The organism is Pseudomonas marginalis (genome assembly GCF_001645105.1).
In the GTDB taxonomy this organism is placed as follows: Bacteria; Pseudomonadota; Gammaproteobacteria; order Pseudomonadales; family Pseudomonadaceae; genus Aquipseudomonas; species Aquipseudomonas petroselini.
The window spans coordinates 98,662-117,156 of the sequence record NZ_LKEG01000052.1; the positions used below are offsets into that span (position 1 = coordinate 98,662).

17 protein-coding genes and 4 tRNA genes are annotated in these 18,495 nt (G+C 60.2%); 18 read left to right on the top strand and 3 right to left on the bottom strand.

Features of this window, described 5'->3' with window-relative positions; all coding sequences use genetic code 11:
• Positions 1-179: 179 nt before the first annotated feature.
• The 6 genes from murJ (at position 180) to ispH (ending at position 7,700) form a co-directional block, all read left to right on the top strand.
• Positions 180-1,718 (top strand): murein biosynthesis integral membrane protein MurJ, encoded by a 1,539-nt coding sequence (murJ, locus tag AO064_RS22545; protein ID WP_064054715.1) that lies wholly within the window; start codon positions 180-182, stop codon positions 1,716-1,718.
• Positions 1,719-1,837: 119 nt separating this feature from the next.
• A complete protein-coding gene (gene ribF, locus AO064_RS22550) occupies positions 1,838-2,776 on the top strand; it encodes a bifunctional riboflavin kinase/FAD synthetase (protein WP_010213269.1) in 939 nt (312 codons plus the stop codon).
• 14 nt (positions 2,777-2,790) lie between these two features.
• Positions 2,791-5,622: an isoleucine--tRNA ligase gene (gene ileS, locus AO064_RS22555; protein WP_064054716.1), complete on the top strand. Its 2,832-nt coding sequence runs from the start codon at positions 2,791-2,793 to the stop codon at positions 5,620-5,622.
• On the top strand, positions 5,615-6,127 hold the full coding sequence (gene lspA / locus AO064_RS22560; RefSeq protein ID WP_064054717.1) for a signal peptidase II: 513 nt from the start codon (positions 5,615-5,617) through the stop codon (positions 6,125-6,127). Before ileS ends, lspA begins: the two co-directional genes overlap by 8 nt.
• Before the next feature lie 7 nt (positions 6,128-6,134).
• Positions 6,135-6,572, top strand: coding sequence for an FKBP-type peptidyl-prolyl cis-trans isomerase (gene fkpB, locus AO064_RS22565; RefSeq protein ID WP_173390393.1), 438 nt, complete (start codon positions 6,135-6,137; stop codon positions 6,570-6,572).
• A 180-nt stretch (positions 6,573-6,752) separates the two neighbouring features.
• Entirely contained in the window at positions 6,753-7,700 is a 948-nt protein-coding gene (gene ispH, locus AO064_RS22570; protein ID WP_012722142.1) for a 4-hydroxy-3-methylbut-2-enyl diphosphate reductase, read from the top strand.
• Here ispH and AO064_RS22575 read toward each other — a convergent pair.
• Complete coding sequence (locus AO064_RS22575; protein ID WP_064054718.1) at positions 7,654-8,235, bottom strand: GspH/FimT family pseudopilin; 582 nt, start codon at positions 8,233-8,235, stop codon at positions 7,654-7,656. The genes ispH and AO064_RS22575 overlap by 47 nt on opposite strands.
• 193 nt (positions 8,236-8,428) lie before the next feature.
• Between AO064_RS22575 and pilV the strand changes: the two genes are divergently transcribed.
• The 5 genes from pilV (at position 8,429) to thiO (ending at position 11,752) form a co-directional block, all read left to right on the top strand.
• On the top strand, positions 8,429-8,914 hold the full coding sequence (gene pilV, locus AO064_RS22580; RefSeq protein ID WP_064054719.1) for a type IV pilus modification protein PilV: 486 nt from the start codon (positions 8,429-8,431) through the stop codon (positions 8,912-8,914).
• A complete protein-coding gene (locus AO064_RS22585; RefSeq protein WP_064054720.1) occupies positions 8,911-9,618 on the top strand; it encodes a prepilin-type N-terminal cleavage/methylation domain-containing protein in 708 nt (235 codons plus the stop codon). The genes pilV and AO064_RS22585 overlap by 4 nt, the downstream gene beginning before the upstream one ends.
• 7 nt (positions 9,619-9,625) lie before the next feature.
• Positions 9,626-10,156, top strand: coding sequence for a pilus assembly PilX family protein (locus tag AO064_RS22590; RefSeq protein WP_064054942.1), 531 nt, complete (start codon positions 9,626-9,628; stop codon positions 10,154-10,156).
• Between the two features lie 22 nt (positions 10,157-10,178).
• Positions 10,179-10,580, top strand: coding sequence for a type IV pilin protein (locus tag AO064_RS22595; RefSeq protein ID WP_064054721.1), 402 nt, complete (start codon positions 10,179-10,181; stop codon positions 10,578-10,580).
• A 62-nt stretch (positions 10,581-10,642) separates the two neighbouring features.
• Complete coding sequence (gene thiO, locus AO064_RS22600; protein ID WP_012722148.1) at positions 10,643-11,752, top strand: glycine oxidase ThiO; 1,110 nt, start codon at positions 10,643-10,645, stop codon at positions 11,750-11,752.
• Here thiO and AO064_RS22605 read toward each other — a convergent pair.
• Both AO064_RS22605 and AO064_RS22610 read right to left on the bottom strand, forming a co-directional pair.
• Entirely contained in the window at positions 11,739-11,972 is a 234-nt protein-coding gene (locus AO064_RS22605; protein ID WP_046034087.1) for a PP0621 family protein, read from the bottom strand. The genes thiO and AO064_RS22605 overlap by 14 nt on opposite strands.
• 124 nt (positions 11,973-12,096) lie before the next feature.
• Complete coding sequence (locus AO064_RS22610) at positions 12,097-13,122, bottom strand: outer membrane protein assembly factor BamD (RefSeq protein ID WP_064054722.1); 1,026 nt, start codon at positions 13,120-13,122, stop codon at positions 12,097-12,099.
• Between the two features lie 149 nt (positions 13,123-13,271).
• On the opposite strand from AO064_RS22610, the gene rluD reads away from it, so the two are divergent.
• From rluD to AO064_RS22645, 7 genes are all read left to right on the top strand, one after another.
• The gene (rluD, locus tag AO064_RS22615) at positions 13,272-14,234 is read left to right on the top strand and encodes a 23S rRNA pseudouridine(1911/1915/1917) synthase RluD (protein WP_010565584.1); all 963 of its coding nucleotides are present in this window, start codon (positions 13,272-13,274) and stop codon (positions 14,232-14,234) included.
• Positions 14,231-14,956 (top strand): peptidoglycan editing factor PgeF, encoded by a 726-nt coding sequence (pgeF, locus tag AO064_RS22620; RefSeq protein ID WP_064054723.1) that lies wholly within the window; start codon positions 14,231-14,233, stop codon positions 14,954-14,956. Before rluD ends, pgeF begins: the two co-directional genes overlap by 4 nt.
• A gap of 146 nt (positions 14,957-15,102) precedes the next feature.
• Positions 15,103-17,667: an ATP-dependent chaperone ClpB gene (gene clpB, locus AO064_RS22625; protein ID WP_064054724.1), complete on the top strand. Its 2,565-nt coding sequence runs from the start codon at positions 15,103-15,105 to the stop codon at positions 17,665-17,667.
• Between the two features lie 303 nt (positions 17,668-17,970).
• Positions 17,971-18,046 (top strand) — tRNA-Asn (locus tag AO064_RS22630).
• Positions 18,047-18,056: 10 nt separating this feature from the next.
• Positions 18,057-18,133 (top strand) — tRNA-Pro (locus AO064_RS22635).
• Positions 18,134-18,138: 5 nt separating this feature from the next.
• A tRNA-Lys gene (locus AO064_RS22640) sits at positions 18,139-18,214 on the top strand.
• 94 nt (positions 18,215-18,308) lie between these two features.
• Positions 18,309-18,385: transfer RNA gene (locus AO064_RS22645), tRNA-Pro, on the top strand.
• The last annotated feature ends 110 nt before the right edge of the window (positions 18,386-18,495 follow it).

The window sequence follows — 18,495 nt, forward strand, 5'->3', positions numbered from 1 at the left end:
GTTGTCAAGAGCGGCTGATGCGAACTGCTGAGTGGTCGATCTGAAGAGGCGGGTGATTTATTTCCGGCGCTTGACCTGTAAACTCGCGAGCTTTGGCTCTGTGCTGTTGCAGGCGCGCAGTATCGCATAAGTAGGCGCTTAGTTCGCCTGCTCTTTATCTATAGGCGCAAACTCTTTCAATGAATCTGCTCAAATCGTTGGCTGCCGTCAGCTCTATCACGATGATCTCCCGGGTTTTGGGGTTTGTGCGTGACACCCTGCTGGCGCGCATTTTTGGCGCCAGCATGGCCACGGATGCCTTCTTTATTGCATTTAAATTGCCCAACCTGCTGCGGCGGATCTTCGCCGAAGGCGCGTTTTCCCAGGCATTCGTGCCGATTCTGGCCGAATACAAGACCCAGCAGGGCGAGGAGGCGACCCGCACGTTTATTGCCTACGTCTCGGGCCTGCTGACCCTGGTGCTGATGCTGGTGACCGTCCTCGGCATGCTCGCCGCGCCCTGGGTGATCTGGGCCACTGCCCCCGGTTTTGCCAATACGCCGGAAAAATTCGCACTGACCACTGATCTGTTGCGCGTGACCTTTCCTTATATATTGCTGATCTCCTTGTCATCCCTGGCCGGGGCGATCCTCAATACCTGGAACCGTTTCTCGGTGCCGGCGTTTGTGCCGACGCTGCTGAACGTCAGCATGATCATCTTCGCGCTGTTCCTTACGCCGTATTTCGATCCGCCGGTAATGGCGCTGGGCTGGGCCGTATTGGCTGGCGGCCTGGCGCAATTGCTCTACCAACTGCCACATCTAAAAAAGATCGGCATGCTTGTACTGCCGCGCCTGAACCTCAAGGACACCGGCGTGTGGCGTGTCATGCGCAATATGCTGCCGGCGATCCTCGGCGTGTCTGTCAGCCAGATTTCGCTGATCATTAACACGGCGTTCGCTTCGCTGCTGGTGTCCGGCTCGGTGTCGTGGATGTACTACGCCGACCGCCTGATGGAGTTGCCGTCCGGCGTGCTTGGCGTGGCACTGGGCACGATCCTGCTGCCGACCCTGGCGCGCACCTATGCCAACAAAGACCGCCAGGAATACTCACGCATCCTCGATTGGGGCCTGCGCCTATGTTTTGTACTGGTGCTGCCGTGTGCGCTGGCGCTCGGGATTCTGGCCGAGCCGTTGACCGTGTCGCTGTTCCAATACGGCCAATTCGATGCCCATGACGCCTTGATGACGCAGCACGCGCTGGTCGCTTACTCCGTCGGTCTGCTCGGTATTATCGTGATCAAGGTGCTGGCGCCCGGCTTCTATGCCCAGCAAAACATCCGTACGCCGGTCAAAATCGCGATTTTCACGCTGATCGTCACGCAACTGCTCAACTTGGTGTTTATCGGTCCTTTGGCCCACGCCGGCCTGGCCCTGGCCATCAGTGCCGGTGCGTGCATCAACGCCGGGCTGTTGTTCTACCAACTGCGCAAACAGCAAATGTTCCAGCCTCAGCCAGGCTGGGGGATGTTCGCCCTCAAGCTGGTGGTGGCGGTGGGCGCGATGTCGGCAGTGTTGCTTGGCCTGATGCATTTCATGCCCGCCTGGGACGAAGGCCATATGCTGGAGCGCTTCCTGCGCCTTGGCGTGCTGGTAGTCGCCGGTGTGGTGGTGTACTTCGGGATGTTGCTGCTGCAAGGCTTCCGCCTGCGCGATTTCAATCGCAAGTCACTGAGCTAGAGAGTTTGCCGCGATAAAACCGTTGTTTTATCGATTCGATCCATTTGGCCTGTGCTGTTGCCTGTCGTCCGAGGCCGGGTGTGGTTATAATCGACCACTTTATGAGCAAGAAGCGCGTTATGCAGCTGGTTCGAGGTCTCCACAACCTGCGCCCCGAGCATCGGGGCTGCGTCGCCACTATTGGCAACTTTGACGGTGTTCACCGTGGCCACCAGGCTATCCTGGCCAGGCTGCGCGAGCGTGCGGTCGAGTTGGGCGTGCCCAGCTGCGTGGTGATTTTCGAACCGCAGCCGCGGGAATACTTCACGCCCGAGACAGCGCCGGCCCGGCTCGCACGTCTCAGAGACAAGCTGCAACTGCTGGCTGAAGAGGGTGTAGACCGCGTTCTCTGCCTGGCTTTTAACCAGCGTTTGCAAAGCCTGAGCGCTGCCGAGTTCGTCGACCGCATCCTCGTCGACGGCCTGGGTGTGCAGCATTTGGAGGTCGGTGACGACTTCCGCTTTGGTTGCGACCGCGTCGGGGATTTCGATTTCCTGCAGCATGCCGGCGTCAACCAGGGGTTTACCGTCGAAGCCGCGCAAACCGTCGAACTGGACGGCCTGCGCGTGAGCAGTACCCAGGTGCGTAACGCCCTGGCCGCTGCCGACTTCGCCTTGGCCGAGCGTTTGCTCGGCCGCCCGTTCCGCATTGCCGGACGGGTCCTGCACGGCCAGAAGCTGGCGCGCCAATTGGGCACGCCAACCGCCAACGTGCAACTCAAGCGCCGCCGTGTGCCGCTGACCGGGGTTTACCTGGTGAGCGTCGACATCGACGGCCAATCGTGGCCGGGAGTCGCCAACATAGGCGTCAGGCCCACGGTTGCAGGTGATGGCAAGGCCCACCTGGAAGTGCATCTGTTGGATTTTGCCGGTGATCTGTATGACCGGCGTTTGACGGTGGTTTTCCACCAGAAGCTGCGTGAAGAGCAGCGTTTCGCCTCCCTTGAGGCGTTGAAAACGGCGATCAATGCGGATGTCGCCGCCGCCCGTGCACTAGCCGCACCTAGCGCCCATCGCTAACCGAAGAGCCTTAAATGACCGACTATAAAGCCACGCTAAACCTTCCGGACACCGCCTTCCCAATGAAGGCCGGCCTGCCACAGCGCGAACCGCAGATCCTGCAGCGCTGGGACAGTATTGGCCTGTACGGAAAGTTGCGCGAGATTGGCAAGGATCGTCCGAAATTCGTCCTGCACGACGGCCCTCCTTATGCCAACGGCACGATTCACATCGGTCATGCGCTGAACAAGATTCTCAAGGACATGATCCTGCGCTCGAAGACCCTGTCGGGCTTCGACGCGCCGTATGTTCCGGGTTGGGACTGCCACGGCCTGCCGATCGAACACAAAGTCGAAGTGACCTACGGCAAGAACCTGGGCGCGGATAAAACCCGCGAGCTGTGCCGCGCCTACGCCACTGAGCAGATCGAAGGGCAGAAGTCCGAATTCATCCGCCTCGGCGTGTTGGGCGAGTGGGATAACCCCTACAAGACCATGAACTTCAAGAACGAGGCCGGTGAAATCCGTGCCTTGGCCGAAATCGTCAAAGGCGGTTTTGTGTTCAAGGGCCTAAAGCCCGTGAACTGGTGCTTCGACTGCGGTTCGGCCCTGGCCGAAGCGGAAGTCGAGTACGAAGACAAGAAGTCCTCGACCATCGACGTGGCCTTCCCGGTCGCCGACGACGCCAAGCTGGCCGAGGCCTTTGGCCTGGCAACCCTGAGCAAGCCGGCGGCCATCGTGATCTGGACCACCACCCCGTGGACCATCCCGGCCAACCAAGCGCTGAACGTGCACCCGGAATTCACCTACGCCCTGGTGGACGTCGGTGATCGCCTGCTGGTGCTGGCCGAGGAAATGGTCGAGGCCTGCCTGGCTCGCTATGAACTGCAAGGTTCGGTGATTGCGACCACCACCGGCTCCGCGCTGGAACTGATCAACTTCCGTCACCCGTTCTATGACCGTCTGTCGCCGGTGTACCTGGCGGACTACGTTGAACTGGGCGCCGGCACCGGTATCGTTCACTCCGCGCCAGCTTATGGCGTGGACGACTTCGTGACCTGCAAAGCCTACGGCATGGTCAACGATGACATCCTAAACCCGGTGCAGAGCAATGGTGTGTACGCACCGTCGCTGGAGTTCTTCGGTGGCCAATTCATCTTCAAGGCCAATGATTCGATCATCGACAAGTTGTCGGAAGTCGGTTCGCTGTTGCACACCGAAACCATCAAGCACAGCTACATGCACTGCTGGCGCCACAAGACCCCGCTGATCTATCGCGCCACCGCGCAGTGGTTTATCGGCATGGACAAAGAACCGACCAGTGGCGACACCCTGCGTGTACGCTCGCTCAAGGCCATCGAAGACACCCAGTTCGTCCCGGCCTGGGGCCAGGCGCGCCTGCACTCGATGATCGCCAACCGTCCGGACTGGTGCATCTCCCGCCAGCGTAACTGGGGCGTGCCGATCCCGTTCTTCCTGAACAAGGAAAGCGGCGAGTTGCATCCACGTACCGTTGAGCTGATGGAAGAAGTGGCCCAGCGCGTTGAACTGGAAGGCATCGAAGCCTGGTTCAAAATGGACGCTGCCGAGCTGCTGGGCGATGAAGCGCCGCAGTACGACAAGATCAGCGACACCCTCGACGTATGGTTCGACTCGGGTACCACTCATTGGCACGTGCTGCGCGGCTCGCACCCGATGGGTCACGAAACCGGCCCGCGTGCCGACCTGTACCTGGAAGGCTCCGACCAACACCGTGGCTGGTTCCACTCGTCGCTGCTGACCGGTTGCGCCATCGACAACCACGCGCCGTACCGCGAACTGCTGACCCACGGCTTCACCGTCGACGAGACGGGCCGCAAGATGTCCAAGTCGCTGAAGAACGTGATCGAGCCGAAAAAGATCAACGACACCCTGGGCGCCGACATCATGCGTCTGTGGGTCGCCTCGACCGATTACTCGGGCGAAATCGCCGTGTCCGACCAGATCCTTGCTCGTAGCGCCGATGCCTACCGTCGTATCCGTAATACCGCACGCTTCCTGCTGTCGAACCTGACCGGTTTCAACCCGGCCACCGACATCCTGCCGGCCGAGGACATGCTCGCCCTGGACCGTTGGGCCGTGGACCGTACCCTGTTGCTGCAGCGTGAGTTGCAGGAAAACTACGGCGAATACCGTTTCTGGAACGTGTACTCGAAGATCCACAACTTCTGCGTGCAGGAGCTGGGTGGTTTCTACCTCGACATCATCAAGGACCGCCAGTACACCACCGGCGCCAACAGCAAGGCGCGCCGTTCGGCGCAGACCGCGCTGTACCACATCTCCGAAGCGCTGGTGCGCTGGATCGCGCCGATCCTGGCCTTCACCGCCGACGAACTGTGGGAATACCTGCCGGGCGAGCGTAACGAGTCGGTGATGCTCAACACCTGGTACGAAGGCCTGACCGAACTGCCGGCCGACTTCGAGCTTGGCCGCGAGTACTGGGAAGGCGTGATGGCTGTCAAAGTCGCGGTGAACAAGGAGCTGGAAGTACAGCGTGCGGCCAAGGCCGTCGGTGGCAACCTGCAAGCCGAAGTCACCCTGTTCGCCGAGGAAGGCCTGACTGCCGACCTGGCCAAGCTGAGCAACGAGCTGCGCTTCGTGCTGATCACCTCCACCGCGAGCCTGGCACCCTTTGCCCAGGCCCCGGCGGATGCGGTGGCGACCGAAGTGCCGGGCCTCAAGCTCAAAGTGGTCAAGTCGGCCTTCCCTAAGTGCGCCCGTTGCTGGCACTGCCGCGAAGATGTCGGCGTGAACCCTGAGCATCCGGAAATCTGTGGTCGTTGTGTCGACAACATCTCGGGTGCTGGTGAGGTTCGTCACTATGCCTAACGCTTCCAGCCGTTTCGGACGTTTGGGCTTGCTCGTACTGAGCGTGCTGGTCCTGGTCATCGACCAGGTCAGCAAGGCTCATTTCGAGGGTTCCCTGGAGATGTTCCAGCAAATCGTGGTGATCCCGGATTACTTCAGCTGGACCCTGGCCTACAACACCGGCGCCGCTTTCAGCTTTTTGGCTGACGGTGGTGGCTGGCAGCGCTGGTTGTTCGCTGTGATCGCCTTGGTGGTCAGTGGGGTGCTGGTGGTATGGCTCAAGCGCCTTGGTCGCGATGACACTTGGCTGGCCGTTGCCCTGGCACTGGTGCTGGGCGGCGCGCTGGGCAACCTGTACGACCGCATTGCCTTGGGCCATGTGATCGACTTCATTCTGGTGCATTGGCAGAACCGCCATTACTTCCCGGCGTTCAACTTTGCCGACAGCGCCATCACCGTCGGTGCAATCATGCTGGCGTTGGATATGTTCAAAAGCAAGAAAACCGGAGAGACCGTCAATGACTGATCAGGTATTGGCTGAGCAACGTATCGGCCAGAACACGGAAGTCACTTTGCATTTTGCATTGCGCCTGGAGAATGGCGACACGGTCGACAGCACGTTCGACAAAGCCCCGGCGACCTTCAAGGTCGGTGATGGCAACCTGCTGCCGGGTTTCGAAGCGGCTCTGTTCGGCTTCAAGGCGGGCGACAAGCGCACCTTGCAGATCCTGCCGGAAAACGCCTTTGGCCAGCCCAACCCGCAAAACGTGCAGATCATCCCGCGTTCGCAGTTCCAGGACATGGACTTGTCGGAAGGCCTGCTGGTGATCTTCAACGATGCGGCGAATACCGAGCTGCCCGGTGTGGTGAAAACCTTCGATGACGCGCAAGTGACCATCGACTTCAACCACCCGTTGGCCGGTAAAACCTTGACGTTCGACGTTGAAATCATCGACGTTAAAGCGATCTGATCAACGACGCAGTTCAGAAAATGTGGGAGGGGGCTTGCCCTCGATAGCTGAGTGTCAGTCAGTACATCTGTGACTGACCCACCGCCATCGGGGGTAAGCCCCCTCCCACCTTTGATCTTCATTGTCAGTTGGGTTAGCGTCACGCCTGACCCAAAACGGCTGCAAGACACGAGGCACAGCATGCAAATCAAACTCGCCAACCCCCGTGGCTTCTGCGCTGGCGTGGACCGGGCGATTGAAATCGTCAACCGCGCCCTGGAAGTCTTCGGGCCGCCGATTTATGTGCGCCATGAAGTCGTCCACAATAAATTCGTGGTCGAAGACCTGCGCGCCCGCGGCGCCATCTTTGTCGAAGAGCTGGACCAGGTGCCGGATGACGTTATCGTCATTTTCAGCGCCCACGGTGTGTCCCAGGCAGTGCGTACCGAAGCGGCAGGCCGTGGCCTGAAAGTCTTCGATGCCACCTGCCCACTGGTCACCAAGGTCCATATCGAGGTCGCACGCTACAGCCGTGACGGTCGCGAGTGCATCCTGATCGGCCACGCCGGCCACCCGGAAGTCGAAGGCACCATGGGCCAGTACGACGCCAGCAATGGCGGCGCCATTTACTTGGTGGAAGACGAAAAAGACGTCGCCAACCTGCAGGTGCAGAACCCCGAGCGCCTGGCATTCGTGACCCAGACCACCCTGTCCATGGACGACACCAGCCGCGTGATCGACGCGCTGCGCAGTCGCTTCCCGGCCATCGGCGGGCCGCGCAAGGACGATATCTGCTACGCCACCCAGAACCGACAGGACGCGGTCAAGCAACTGGCCGATGAATGCGATGTGGTCCTGGTTGTCGGCAGCCCCAACAGCTCCAACTCCAACCGCCTGCGTGAGTTGGCTGAGCGCATGGCAACGCCTGCGTACCTGATCGACGGCGCTGAAGACATGCAGCGCAGCTGGTTCGATGGGGTCGAGCGTATCGGCATCACGGCAGGCGCTTCGGCCCCCGAAGTGCTGGTGCGCGGTGTTATCCAGCAACTGCACGCCTGGGGGGCGACTGGTGCTGATGAACTGGCCGGTCGCGAGGAGAACATCACGTTCTCCATGCCCAAGGAACTGCGGGTTCGCTCATTGCTCTGAGTGCCCGGCTGCCGGATTGATTCCGGCACAGCGCCTGCTCGGCACTGTCGCTGCGCAGGCTGATCCGCCCGCTGGGCGCCAGCACGATCTGATGCAGGCTCTGCGCCTGCTCCCTGGCGCACACATGCACAGTGCCGGCACGGAATCCGCCGCCTGAAAATATCGGCTCGCCCAGGCCGCTGAAGCGAACCTGGCTCTTGAGCGGTCCATTGCCCACGATCGGACCCCGTCCACTGTCTTGGCGCTCCAGCAGCACCGGGTTGTCATCGTCCAAGTGGCCGCGTCCGCTGACGTCCACGATTACCCGCCAACCCAGGCTCCAATCATCTTCCAATGCGTGAATGACCACCGGGCGGTTGCGTGCGACGGCCTCGGCGCGTGCGTAGCGTAGCCCGCCGGCCAAGGATTGCGCCGCACTGTATCGCTGCTGTGATTCCAACAGGCTCTTGAAGCTGGGCACTGCCAGGTTGGCCAGGATGCCACTCACGATCAGTCCGAGCAGCAGTTCGATCAGGGTGAAGCCTCGTTGCTGCATGTGTCATCCCTCCGTGGATGTGGGTGCAGCCCTAGGTATAGCGCTCAAGCGATAGCGTTGAATGATGGCCTTTATGTCCAAAGTATTTCCCTTTGTTCCTGGAGCAGCGCAGGCGAAAAACCGGCGCTAGTCTTGGGCCGCACAGCAGGTTTCACCTGCTTTTTTTCGGACCTCGACACGGATGACGACGGTAATGCTTGTCTGCACGAATACCTGTTTGCCCCACGCCTTAACCCGGCAACAAGCCGGCATGACGCTGATCGAGGTGCTGGTCTCGGTACTGATTCTGGCCATCGGCCTGCTGGGCGCGGCGGTGATCCAGCTCAATGCGCTCAAATACACGGACAGTTCCAGAATGACCAGTCAGGCCAGTTTCATTGCCTACGACATGCTCGACCGAATCCGCGCCAATGCCGCCGCCGATTACACGTGGGGCCGAGCTGAGCGTGCGCTGGCCAATACCGCTACCGCCAACGTGCGCGACCTGGACCTGCACGATTTCGAGGCCAATATTCTCGGATTTGCCGGGGAGAGCGCCAAAGGCTCGGTGTCGGTCAGTGGGCGTGAGGTGGTCGTCAGTATCAGCTGGGACGACAGTCGAGGCACAAACAGGCCGGGTGCCCGGGAAACCTTCACCCTGACCAGCCGCATAGCCGATGAGCCGGCGGTGGCGCAGTGAGGCGGCGAGCTCGAGGTTTCAGCCTGGTGGAGTTGCTGCTGGCTCTGGCCTTGGGGTTGGTGCTGGTCCTCGGTGTCAGCCAGGTGGCGATCAACGCCAACATCACCCACTCCAGCCAGCAGGCCGCTCTGTTACTGCAGGATGATGCGCGGTTTGTGCTGGGCAAGATGCTCCAGGATATCCGTCAGGCGGGCATGTTTGGCTGTTTGGCCACCGGGTTTATCGAGAATGCTCCACCGGCTTTTGATCGGCCGGTCAGCTGGAGCGTCGGGGGGGATGCACAATCGCTGACGCTGGTGACCACGGATGTCGGCGATGGGAATGGTAAGCCGGACTGGACGGTGTTGTCCGATTGCACCGGGACCGCCCAGGCCTATACCGGAAACGCCCCCGCGCCTGCCCCCGGACAGATCCGTTTTGCACTGCGTCAACTGACCTACACCTTCGAAGCGGGCCAATTGAAGGTCAGCACGCCTGCCTCGCCCGCCAAGGCGGTACTGGTGGATAACGTGCAGGCGTTCGATCTCAGTTTTGGCGTGGCCGCCAAGCCCACCTCGATGGAGGTGGAGCGCTACGACGCCAGGCCGGCCGACGCGTCGCTGATACGCAGTGTGCGCATCCTGATGACCCTGCAAGACCCGGCCGGCCGGGTCAAAGATCAAACCTACAGCGTCGTGGCGGCGTTGCGTAACCGTGTGGGGTAGGGCGGCCATGGTGCTCACAAAGGCGATTCGTTTCCGCCAGGCCGGCATGGTGCTGCTGATCAGCCTGGTGTTCTTGTTGCTGTTGTCGCTGATCGGTTTGTCATCGATGCAGGGCGCGGTCATTCAGCAAAAGATCACGGGCAGCCTCTGGCACCGTAATCAGTCGCTGCAAAGTGCCGAGAGTGGCTTGAGGCGCGGAGAGTCAGCGATACAACAGTCATTTTCGACACTGCCCTTGTGCCGGTCGATTATCACCTGTGCGCCACCGCAGGCGGCCTTTTCGGTGCTTGCGCCCGGAGTGGACCCTGGTTCGGGCGTCACCTGGGTTGCACTGACAGGCGGTCTGTACGGCATTCAATTCCTGGGGCCGGCTGTAGGGCTGGCGCACCTGCCACCGCAAACGCCGGCGGCGGTATATCGAGTGACGGCAGTCGGGCTAAGCGGCCAATTGCGCACAGTATTGGAGAGCGTCTACGCGCGGACAGAACAGGAGGGCAATTCGCGTTTTCGGCGAGTGGCATGGCGACAACTTCAATAGACGCACATAAGGAGCAATTTGAATGGGCATGGACAGCCAAGGCTTTACCCTGATCGAGCTACTCATCGCCGTGGCGATTGCCGCGGTCCTGGCCGGGATTGCTTACCCTGGGTATACCGGCCACCTCAAAAAGGTGTATCGCGCTGAGATCGTCGCGCTATTGACCGAGCAGGCTCACTACCTGGAGCGATTTTATGCGAGGAACGGCACTTTTATTGACGCAAGCAGCGTCAGTGGGGGCAATGATCGCTATAGAATCACCGCTGCATTGAACCCCCAGGATTTTCAGCTGCTGGCCACGCCGGTCGTCGATTCGGTGATGGCCGGCGACCCTTGCGGCGACTTCGGCCTGACCGGCACGGGCGCGCGGACGAATCCGGGCGCTGCACCTGACATGTCCCGCAAGCTGTGCTGGGGGCAATGATGAGGGTTCTGGATGATTGGGCGCCGGGCGCGCTTGTTCCTATTTATCGGCTGGATCAAATGATGGCTAAGCAACAGCAAGTGGTGATTGTCGGTGGCGGAGTCATCGGCTTGTTGACGGCATTCAACCTGGCCACCCAAGGGCAGGCGGTTGTGCTGCTGGAGCGCGCGGGATTGGGGCAGGAGTCATCCTGGGCCGGTGGTGGCATCGTCTCGCCCTTGTATCCGTGGCGCTATAGCCCGGCGGTCACGGCGCTGGCCCATTGGTCACAGGATTTTTATCCACAACTGGCGGAGCACTTGTTTGCTGCGACGGGTGTCGACCCAGAGGTGCACACCACAGGGCTGTACTGGCTGGACCTGGACGATGAAGCCGAAGCCCTGGCCTGGGCGGCACGGGAAGGCCGTCCACTGAGTAAAGTGGACATCTCGGCCGCCCATGACGCTGTTCCGGTGCTGGGGGGCGGGTATTCCCAGGCGATCTATATGGCCAACGTCGCCAATGTGCGCAACCCGCGCTTGGTCAAATCCCTCAAGGCAGCGCTGCTGGCGTTACCCGGCGTGACCCTTCATGAGCAGTGCGAAGTGACCGGGTTTGTCGTGGACGCCGGTAGCGTGGTGGGTGTGAACACGGCGCAGGGCCCGGTTCTTGGCGACCAGGTGGTACTGGCGGCGGGAGCCTGGAGCGGTGAGTTGCTTGGCACCCTGGGTTTGTCGCTTCCGGTGGAGCCAGTCAAAGGCCAGATGATTCTGTACAAATGCGCCTCGGACTTCTTGTCGAGCATGGTGCTGGCCAAGGGGCGTTATGCAATCCCTCGGCGTGACGGGCATATCCTGATCGGCAGTACCCTGGAGCATGAAGGTTTCGATAAGACGCCCACCGACAAGGCGCTTGAAAGCCTCAAGGCGTCAGCGGTGGAGTTGATTCCCGCGCTGGCGGACGCCGAAGTCGTCGGGCATTGGGCCGGATTGCGCCCCGGTTCGCCGGAGGGCATTCCTTACATCGGCCCGGTACCGGGCTTCAAGGGGTTGTGGCTCAACTGCGGGCATTACCGCAACGGCCTGGTGCTCGCGCCGGCGTCCTGCCAGTTGTTTGCCGATTTGCTGCTGATGCGTGCGCCGATCATCGACCCGGCGCCTTATGCGCCCGAAGGTCGGATCAACGCTGGATAGACTTCGGCCCTTGCTCCAAGTGCGCCTGGGTGCAATACCACTCCTGGCGTGAGCTCAAGGCGCGATCCTGCGGCAAGTGCACGCCGCAGTGGGCGCAGCGCACCATCAGGGCAGCGCCAGGTTCACTGGCGCGTTGCTGTTTAGCGGCCGGGCTTTTGAATTTGCGCCAGAACCATACTGCGGCGGCAATGACGGCAATCCAGAACAATAAACGAAGCATGATGGGCAGTTTCTCGACGAGGAATGCGCCAGTTTAGCCAAGGACGTGTCAGGCGCACAGCGCAATAATACCGCCCACAAAAAAGGAGCCTCGAAAGGCTCCTTTTTGATGACGCAGGGTGCAATCAGTCGAGCACACCGAAGGTCATGTAGCTGAACCACGAGCGATCCTGGTTGTTGCCCTGAGCTTGTGGCTCTTCCTCTTCGATTACGTCGCCGTTCTCGTCGTGAGGCTTGAGCTCCGAAGGAATGGCTTCCTTGGCGTCCTGGAACTGCTTGATCACGTCCTGGTTGGCGCGGGTTTCGCCCGGCGGCAGCGGTGGACGGGACTCGATCAGGCCCAGGGTGTACTTGCTCAGCCACGAACGGTTGTCGGCTTCAGCAACCTGAGGCACGAACTGGCCGTCTTTCAGGCTTGGGTGGTCCGGGTAGTTGAGCTTGAGGGTTTCCAGGCTGGTGCTGGCCAGCTCGTCCAGGTGCAGACGCTGGTAAGCCTCGGTCATCACGGCCAGGCCGTCACCCACGGAGGGGGTTTCCTGGAAGTTTTCGACAACATAACGGCCACGGTTGGCGGCTGCTACGTAGGCCTGACGCGTCAGGTAGTAGTGGGCCACGTGGATCTCGTAGGACGCCAGCAGGTTGCGCAGGTAGATCATGCGCTGCTTGGCGTCCGGCGCGTAGCGGCTGTTGGGGTAGCGGCTGGTCAGCTGGGCGAACTCGTTGTAGGAGTCGCGGGCAGCGCCCGGGTCACGCTTGGTCATGTCCAGCGGCAGGAAGCGCGCCAGCAGGCCGACGTCCTGGTCGAACGAAGTCAGGCCCTTCATGTAGTAGGCGTAGTCGACGTTCGGGTGCTGCGGATGCAGGCGGATGAAACGCTCGGCGGCGGACTTGGCGGCTTCCGGCTCGGCGTTCTTGTAGTTGGCGTAGATCAGTTCGAGCTGGGCCTGGTCGGCATAACGCCCGAACGGATAGCGCGACTCCAGTGCCTTCAGCTTCGCTGTGGCGCTGGTGTAGCTATTGTTGTCCAGGTCTTTCTGAGCCAGTTGGTACAACTCGGCTTCGCTCAGGTTTTCGTCGACGACGTCCTTTGTTGACGAGCAAGCAGCAGTCATGGCGAGGATGGCGATCAGCAGCAGGTGTTTCACTTGCATGGCGGCTTGCGTCCCTATGACGGCCGCTGTCTTGGGCGGGGCCGTCCTGTTATGATGAGCGCCCCGTTGAAAGCCTCGGGGCAAAAGACGCCGTATTTAACCACAAGCGCGCAGCCGAAACCAAAGGCTACGCCACGCCTAGTCTGAGCATGTCCGATAAAATTGAACTTCGCGCAGAGGTGCCGTCCGAATTGGGCGGCCAACGCCTCGATCAAGTCGCCGCACAATTATTCGCTGAGCACTCGCGCTCGCGCCTTTCCGCCTGGATCAAAGACGGCCGCCTGACTGTGGATGGAGCGGTTATCCGCCCGCGAGACATAGTCCATGGCGGTGCGATTCTTGAGCTGACTGCCGAGCAGGAAGCCCAGGGAGAATGGGTCGCCCAAGACATCGAGCTGGATATCGTCTATGAAGACGACGACATCCTGGTCATCAACAAACCCGCAGGCCTGGTGGTTCACCCGGCGGCCGGGCACGCTGATGGCACCTTGCTCAATGCCCTGTTGCACCATGTGCCGGACATCATCAACGTCCCGCGCTGCGGCATCGTGCACCGTCTGGACAAGGACACCACCGGCTTGATGGTGGTGGCCAAGACCATTCAGGCTCAGACGCAGTTGGTCACACAATTGCAGAGCCGCAGCGTCAGCCGGATCTACGAATGCATCGTGATCGGCGTGGTGGTGGCGGGTGGCAAGATCAACGCGCCAATCGGTCGTCACGGCCAGCAGCGCCAGCGTATGGCGGTGATGGAGGGCGGCAAGCAGGCCGTGAGCCACTATCGTGTGCTCGAGCGTTTTCGCTCCCACACCCATGTGCGGGTCAAGCTGGAGACCGGGCGTACCCACCAGATTCGCGTCCATATGGCGCATATCAACTTCCCGTTGGTCGGTGATCCGGCCTACGGTGGGCGCTTCCGTATTCCACCGGCGGCCAGCGCAACCATGGTTGAGTCGTTGAAAACCTTCCCGCGCCAGGCACTGCACGCACGCTTCCTGGAGCTGGACCATCCGACGAGCGGTAAGCGGATGAGCTGGGAATCGCCTCTGCCGGACGATCTGGTCTGGTTGTTGTCGTTGCTCAAGCAGGATCGCGAGGCGTTTGTCGGGTGAGTGACTGGCTGATACCTGACTGGCCCGCGCCGGCCCAGGTCAAAGCCTGCGTCACTACGCGTGCGGGCGGCGTCAGCCTGGCGCCGTTCGACAGCCTCAACCTGGGCGATCATGTCGAGGACAGCCTGGAGGCCGTCCTTGAAAATCGCCGTCGTCTGACCGATGTATTCGACATACAGCCTGCCTGGTTGCGCCAAGTCCACGGAATCACCGTGGTTGAGGCCGATCCGTTGCGCACCGCCGAAGCGGATGGCAGCTGGACCAGCACCCCCGGCATCGCCTGCACCTCCATGACCGCCGATTGCCTGCCTGCGTTGTTCTGCAACCGTGCTGGTACCCGTGTGGCTGCTGCTCATGCCGGTTGGCGTGGGCTGGCGGCGGGCGTCCTGGAGGCGGCGTTCGAAAGCCTCGATGCCCAGCCTGATGACGTATTGGTCTGGCTCGGCCCGGCGATTGGTCCGCAAGCTTTTGAAGTCGGCCCGGAAGTGCGTGAAGCCTTCATGCAGCAACTGCCGGCCACTGCCGAAGCCTTTGTGCCCAGCCGCAACCCCGGCAAGTTCATGGCCGACATCTATAAGCTCGCCCGCTTGCGTCTCGCCGCGCGCGGTGTCATGGCTGTTTATGGTGGTGGGTTCTGCACGGTGACCGACCCGCGCTTCTTTTCCTACCGGCGCAGCCCCCGCACCGGACGTTTCGCCTCGCTTATCTGGCTTGAACGCTAGACTCTCTTGACCTGGGTCAAACCCGGTCCATATCGACCATCGCTCGCTTGAATCTTGCAGAATCCTCCCCATCTATAGGGGTATCTGGCAGGTTTCTTCATTCAGGATGTTTTATAGCTCCGGCCTGCTCAAAAGGAAGGTGACTAATGCGTATTGATCGTTTAACCAGCAAATTGCAGTTGGCACTGTCTGACTCTCAATCCTTGGCGGTGGGCCTCGACCACCCGGCCATTGAGCCTGCGCACTTGATGCAGGCGCTTCTGGAACAGCAAGGTGGTTCTATCAAACCCTTGCTGATGCAGGTGGGCTTTGACGTCAACAGCCTGCGCAAGGAGTTGAGCAAAGAGCTCGACCAACTGCCGAAAATCCAAAATCCTACCGGCGACGTGAATATGTCGCAGGATCTGGCGCGCCTGCTCAACCAGGCAGACCGCCTGGCCCAGCAGAAAGGTGACCAGTTCATCTCCAGTGAACTGGTGCTGCTCGCCGCCATGGACGAGAACAGCAGGCTCGGCAAGTTGTTGCTGGGTCAGGGCGTGAGCAAGAAAGCCCTGGAAAACGCCATCAACAACCTGCGTGGCGGCGATGCGGTGAACGACCCCAACCACGAGGAGTCGCGCCAGGCCCTGGATAAATACACCGTTGACCTGACCAAGCGCGCCGAAGAGGGCAAGCTTGACCCGGTAATCGGCCGTGACGATGAAATCCGTCGCACCATCCAGGTGCTGCAACGTCGTACCAAGAACAACCCGGTATTGATCGGTGAGCCTGGCGTGGGTAAAACCGCGATTGCCGAAGGGCTGGCCCAGCGCATCATCAACGGAGAAGTGCCGGACGGCCTCAAAGGCAAGCGCCTGCTGTCCCTGGACATGGGGTCGTTGATCGCCGGTGCCAAGTTCCGTGGCGAGTTCGAAGAACGCCTGAAATCCCTGCTCAATGAGCTGTCGAAGCAGGAAGGGCAGATCATTCTGTTTATCGACGAACTGCACACCATGGTCGGTGCCGGTAAAGGCGAAGGTTCGATGGACGCCGGCAACATGCTCAAACCCGCTTTGGCGCGCGGTGAGTTGCACTGCGTCGGTGCGACCACGCTCAACGAATACCGCCAGTACATTGAAAAGGACGCGGCCCTTGAGCGTCGCTTCCAGAAAGTGCTTGTGGAAGAGCCGAGCGAAGAAGACACCATCGCCATCCTGCGTGGCCTGAAAGAGCGTTATGAGGTCCACCACAAGGTGGCGATCACCGACGGCGCGATCATTGCGGCGGCCAAATTGAGCCATCGCTATATCACCGACCGTCAATTGCCCGACAAGGCCATCGACTTGATTGACGAGGCGGCCAGCCGTATCCGCATGGAAATCGACTCCAAGCCGGAAGTGCTCGACCGTCTGGACCGGCGCCTGATTCAACTGAAAGTTGAGTCCCAGGCCCTGAAGAAAGAAGAAGACGACGCGGCGAAGAAACGCCTGGAAAAACTCCAGGAAGAAATCGTCCGTCTGGAACGTGAGTATTCGGACCTGGAAGAAATCTGGACCTCGGAAAAAGCCGAAGTACAGGGCTCTGCCCAGATCCAGCAAAAGATCGAGCAGTCGCGGCAGGAACTTGAAGCTGCCCGCCGTAAAGGCGACCTGAACCGCATGGCTGAGTTGCAGTACGGGGTGATCCCGGACCTGGAGCGCAGCCTGCAGATGGTCGACCAGCACGGCAAAAGCGAGAACCAGTTGCTGCGCAGCAAGGTGACCGAGGAAGAAATTGCCGAAGTCGTCTCCAAGTGGACCGGTATCCCGGTGTCGAAGATGCTCGAAGGCGAGCGCGACAAGCTGCTGAAAATGGAAAGCCTGTTGCACCAGCGTGTCATCGGTCAGGAAGAGGCCGTGGTGGCGGTGTCCAATGCGGTGCGGCGCTCCCGGGCCGGTTTGTCCGACCCGAATCGTCCGAGCGGCTCGTTCATGTTCCTCGGCCCGACCGGTGTGGGTAAGACCGAGCTGTGCAAGGCCTTGGCCGAGTTCCTCTTTGATACTGAAGAGGCCATGGTGCGAATCGACATGTCTGAGTTCATGGAGAAGCACTCGGTGGCTCGCCTGATTGGCGCTCCACCAGGCTATGTGGGCTACGAGGAGGGTGGTTACCTGACCGAAGCCGTGCGGCGTAAGCCTTACTCGGTGATCCTGCTGGATGAGGTCGAGAAGGCGCACCCGGATGTGTTCAACATCCTCTTGCAAGTGCTGGAGGATGGCCGCCTGACCGACAGCCACGGGCGTACGGTGGACTTCCGCAACACGGTGATCGTGATGACCTCCAACCTGGGCTCGGCGCAGATCCAGGAATTGGTGGGCGACCGTGAAGCCCAGCGTGCGGCGGTGATGGATGCGTTGACCACGCACTTCCGCCCGGAATTCATTAACCGTGTCGATGAAGTGGTGATCTTTGAGCCTTTGGCACGGGATCAGATTGCGGGCATCACCGAGATCCAACTGGGTCGTCTGCGTGGCCGTCTGACCGAGCGCGAGTTGTCGCTGGACCTGAGCCAGGAGGCGTTGGACAAGCTGATCGCGGTGGGTTACGACCCGGTGTATGGCGCACGGCCGTTGAAACGTGCGATCCAGCGCTGGATCGAGAACCCGCTGGCCCAGCTGATCCTGTCGGGTAGCTTTATGCCAGGGACCAGCGTCACGGCAACGGTGGAAAACGACGAAATCGTCTTCCACTGAGCCCCAACTGCTGGGTAATAAGAGAAGGCCTCGCATTGCGAGGCCTTTTTTTTCGATAGGGCGTTGAACTGTAAGGCAAAGGCTTGTAAAGTGCGCCCCGCAGCAACGTCAGCCCACGGGTTTCTTCTCCCCAAGAAGAAATCAGAAACAAGCGCAAATCATTGTCTTAAAAGCAATTTAAAGGGTTGACAGGGGTTTTTAAGATTGTAGAATAGCGCGCCTCAGACACATGAACGTAGCGATACGGGCAAGTCGAAGAGAAGGTTACACAGCAGTAAAAGTTGTACATTTGAAATATGTAGTTCCGTGATAGCTCAGTCGGTAGAGCAAATGACTGTTAATCATTGGGTCCCAGGTTCGAGTCCTGGTCACGGAGCCAATTTCAAAACCGGGGTATAGCGCAGTCCGGTAGCGCGCCTGCTTTGGGAGCAGGATGTCAGGAGTTCGAATCCCCTTACCCCGACCATATTTGGGTCGTTAGCTCAGTTGGTAGAGCAGTTGGCTTTTAACCAATTGGTCGTAGGTTCGAATCCCACACGACCCACCATTTTTGAGACCAGTTAGCGCTGGAATCGAATCTTAAGATCAGAGGCCAAAAGCGCTGATCGAAGAAGGCGACTGAAAGGTCGCCTTTTTTTTACCGGGGTATAGCGCAGTCCGGTAGCGCGCCTGCTTTGGGAGCAGGATGTCAGGAGTTCGAATCCCCTTACCCCGACCATATTAAAAATCCTCGTATCGAAAGATACGGGGATTTTTTTTGTGCGCGTAAATCCTGAGCTCACCGCAAAGCAAATGTGGGAGGGGGCAAGCCCCCTCCCACCTTTACAA

Coding starts and splice junctions, on each gene's coding strand:
- ispH (WP_012722142.1), top strand. CDS start 6,753: ATGCAAATCAAACTCGCCAACCCCCGTGGCTTCTGCGCTGGCGTGGAC.
- pilV (WP_064054719.1), top strand. CDS start 8,429: ATGCTTGTCTGCACGAATACCTGTTTGCCCCACGCCTTAACCCGGCAA.
- AO064_RS22595 (WP_064054721.1), top strand. CDS start 10,179: ATGGGCATGGACAGCCAAGGCTTTACCCTGATCGAGCTACTCATCGCC.
- ileS (WP_064054716.1), top strand. CDS start 2,791: ATGACCGACTATAAAGCCACGCTAAACCTTCCGGACACCGCCTTCCCA.
- AO064_RS22575 (WP_064054718.1), bottom strand. CDS start 8,235: ATGCAGCAACGAGGCTTCACCCTGATCGAACTGCTGCTCGGACTGATC.
- AO064_RS22605 (WP_046034087.1), bottom strand. CDS start 11,972: ATGCTTCGTTTATTGTTCTGGATTGCCGTCATTGCCGCCGCAGTATGG.
- murJ (WP_064054715.1), top strand. CDS start 180: ATGAATCTGCTCAAATCGTTGGCTGCCGTCAGCTCTATCACGATGATC.
- rluD (WP_010565584.1), top strand. CDS start 13,272: ATGTCCGATAAAATTGAACTTCGCGCAGAGGTGCCGTCCGAATTGGGC.
- thiO (WP_012722148.1), top strand. CDS start 10,643: ATGGCTAAGCAACAGCAAGTGGTGATTGTCGGTGGCGGAGTCATCGGC.
- clpB (WP_064054724.1), top strand. CDS start 15,103: ATGCGTATTGATCGTTTAACCAGCAAATTGCAGTTGGCACTGTCTGAC.
- lspA (WP_064054717.1), top strand. CDS start 5,615: ATGCCTAACGCTTCCAGCCGTTTCGGACGTTTGGGCTTGCTCGTACTG.
- AO064_RS22610 (WP_064054722.1), bottom strand. CDS start 13,122: ATGCAAGTGAAACACCTGCTGCTGATCGCCATCCTCGCCATGACTGCT.
- AO064_RS22590 (WP_064054942.1), top strand. CDS start 9,626: ATGGTGCTCACAAAGGCGATTCGTTTCCGCCAGGCCGGCATGGTGCTG.
- ribF (WP_010213269.1), top strand. CDS start 1,838: ATGCAGCTGGTTCGAGGTCTCCACAACCTGCGCCCCGAGCATCGGGGC.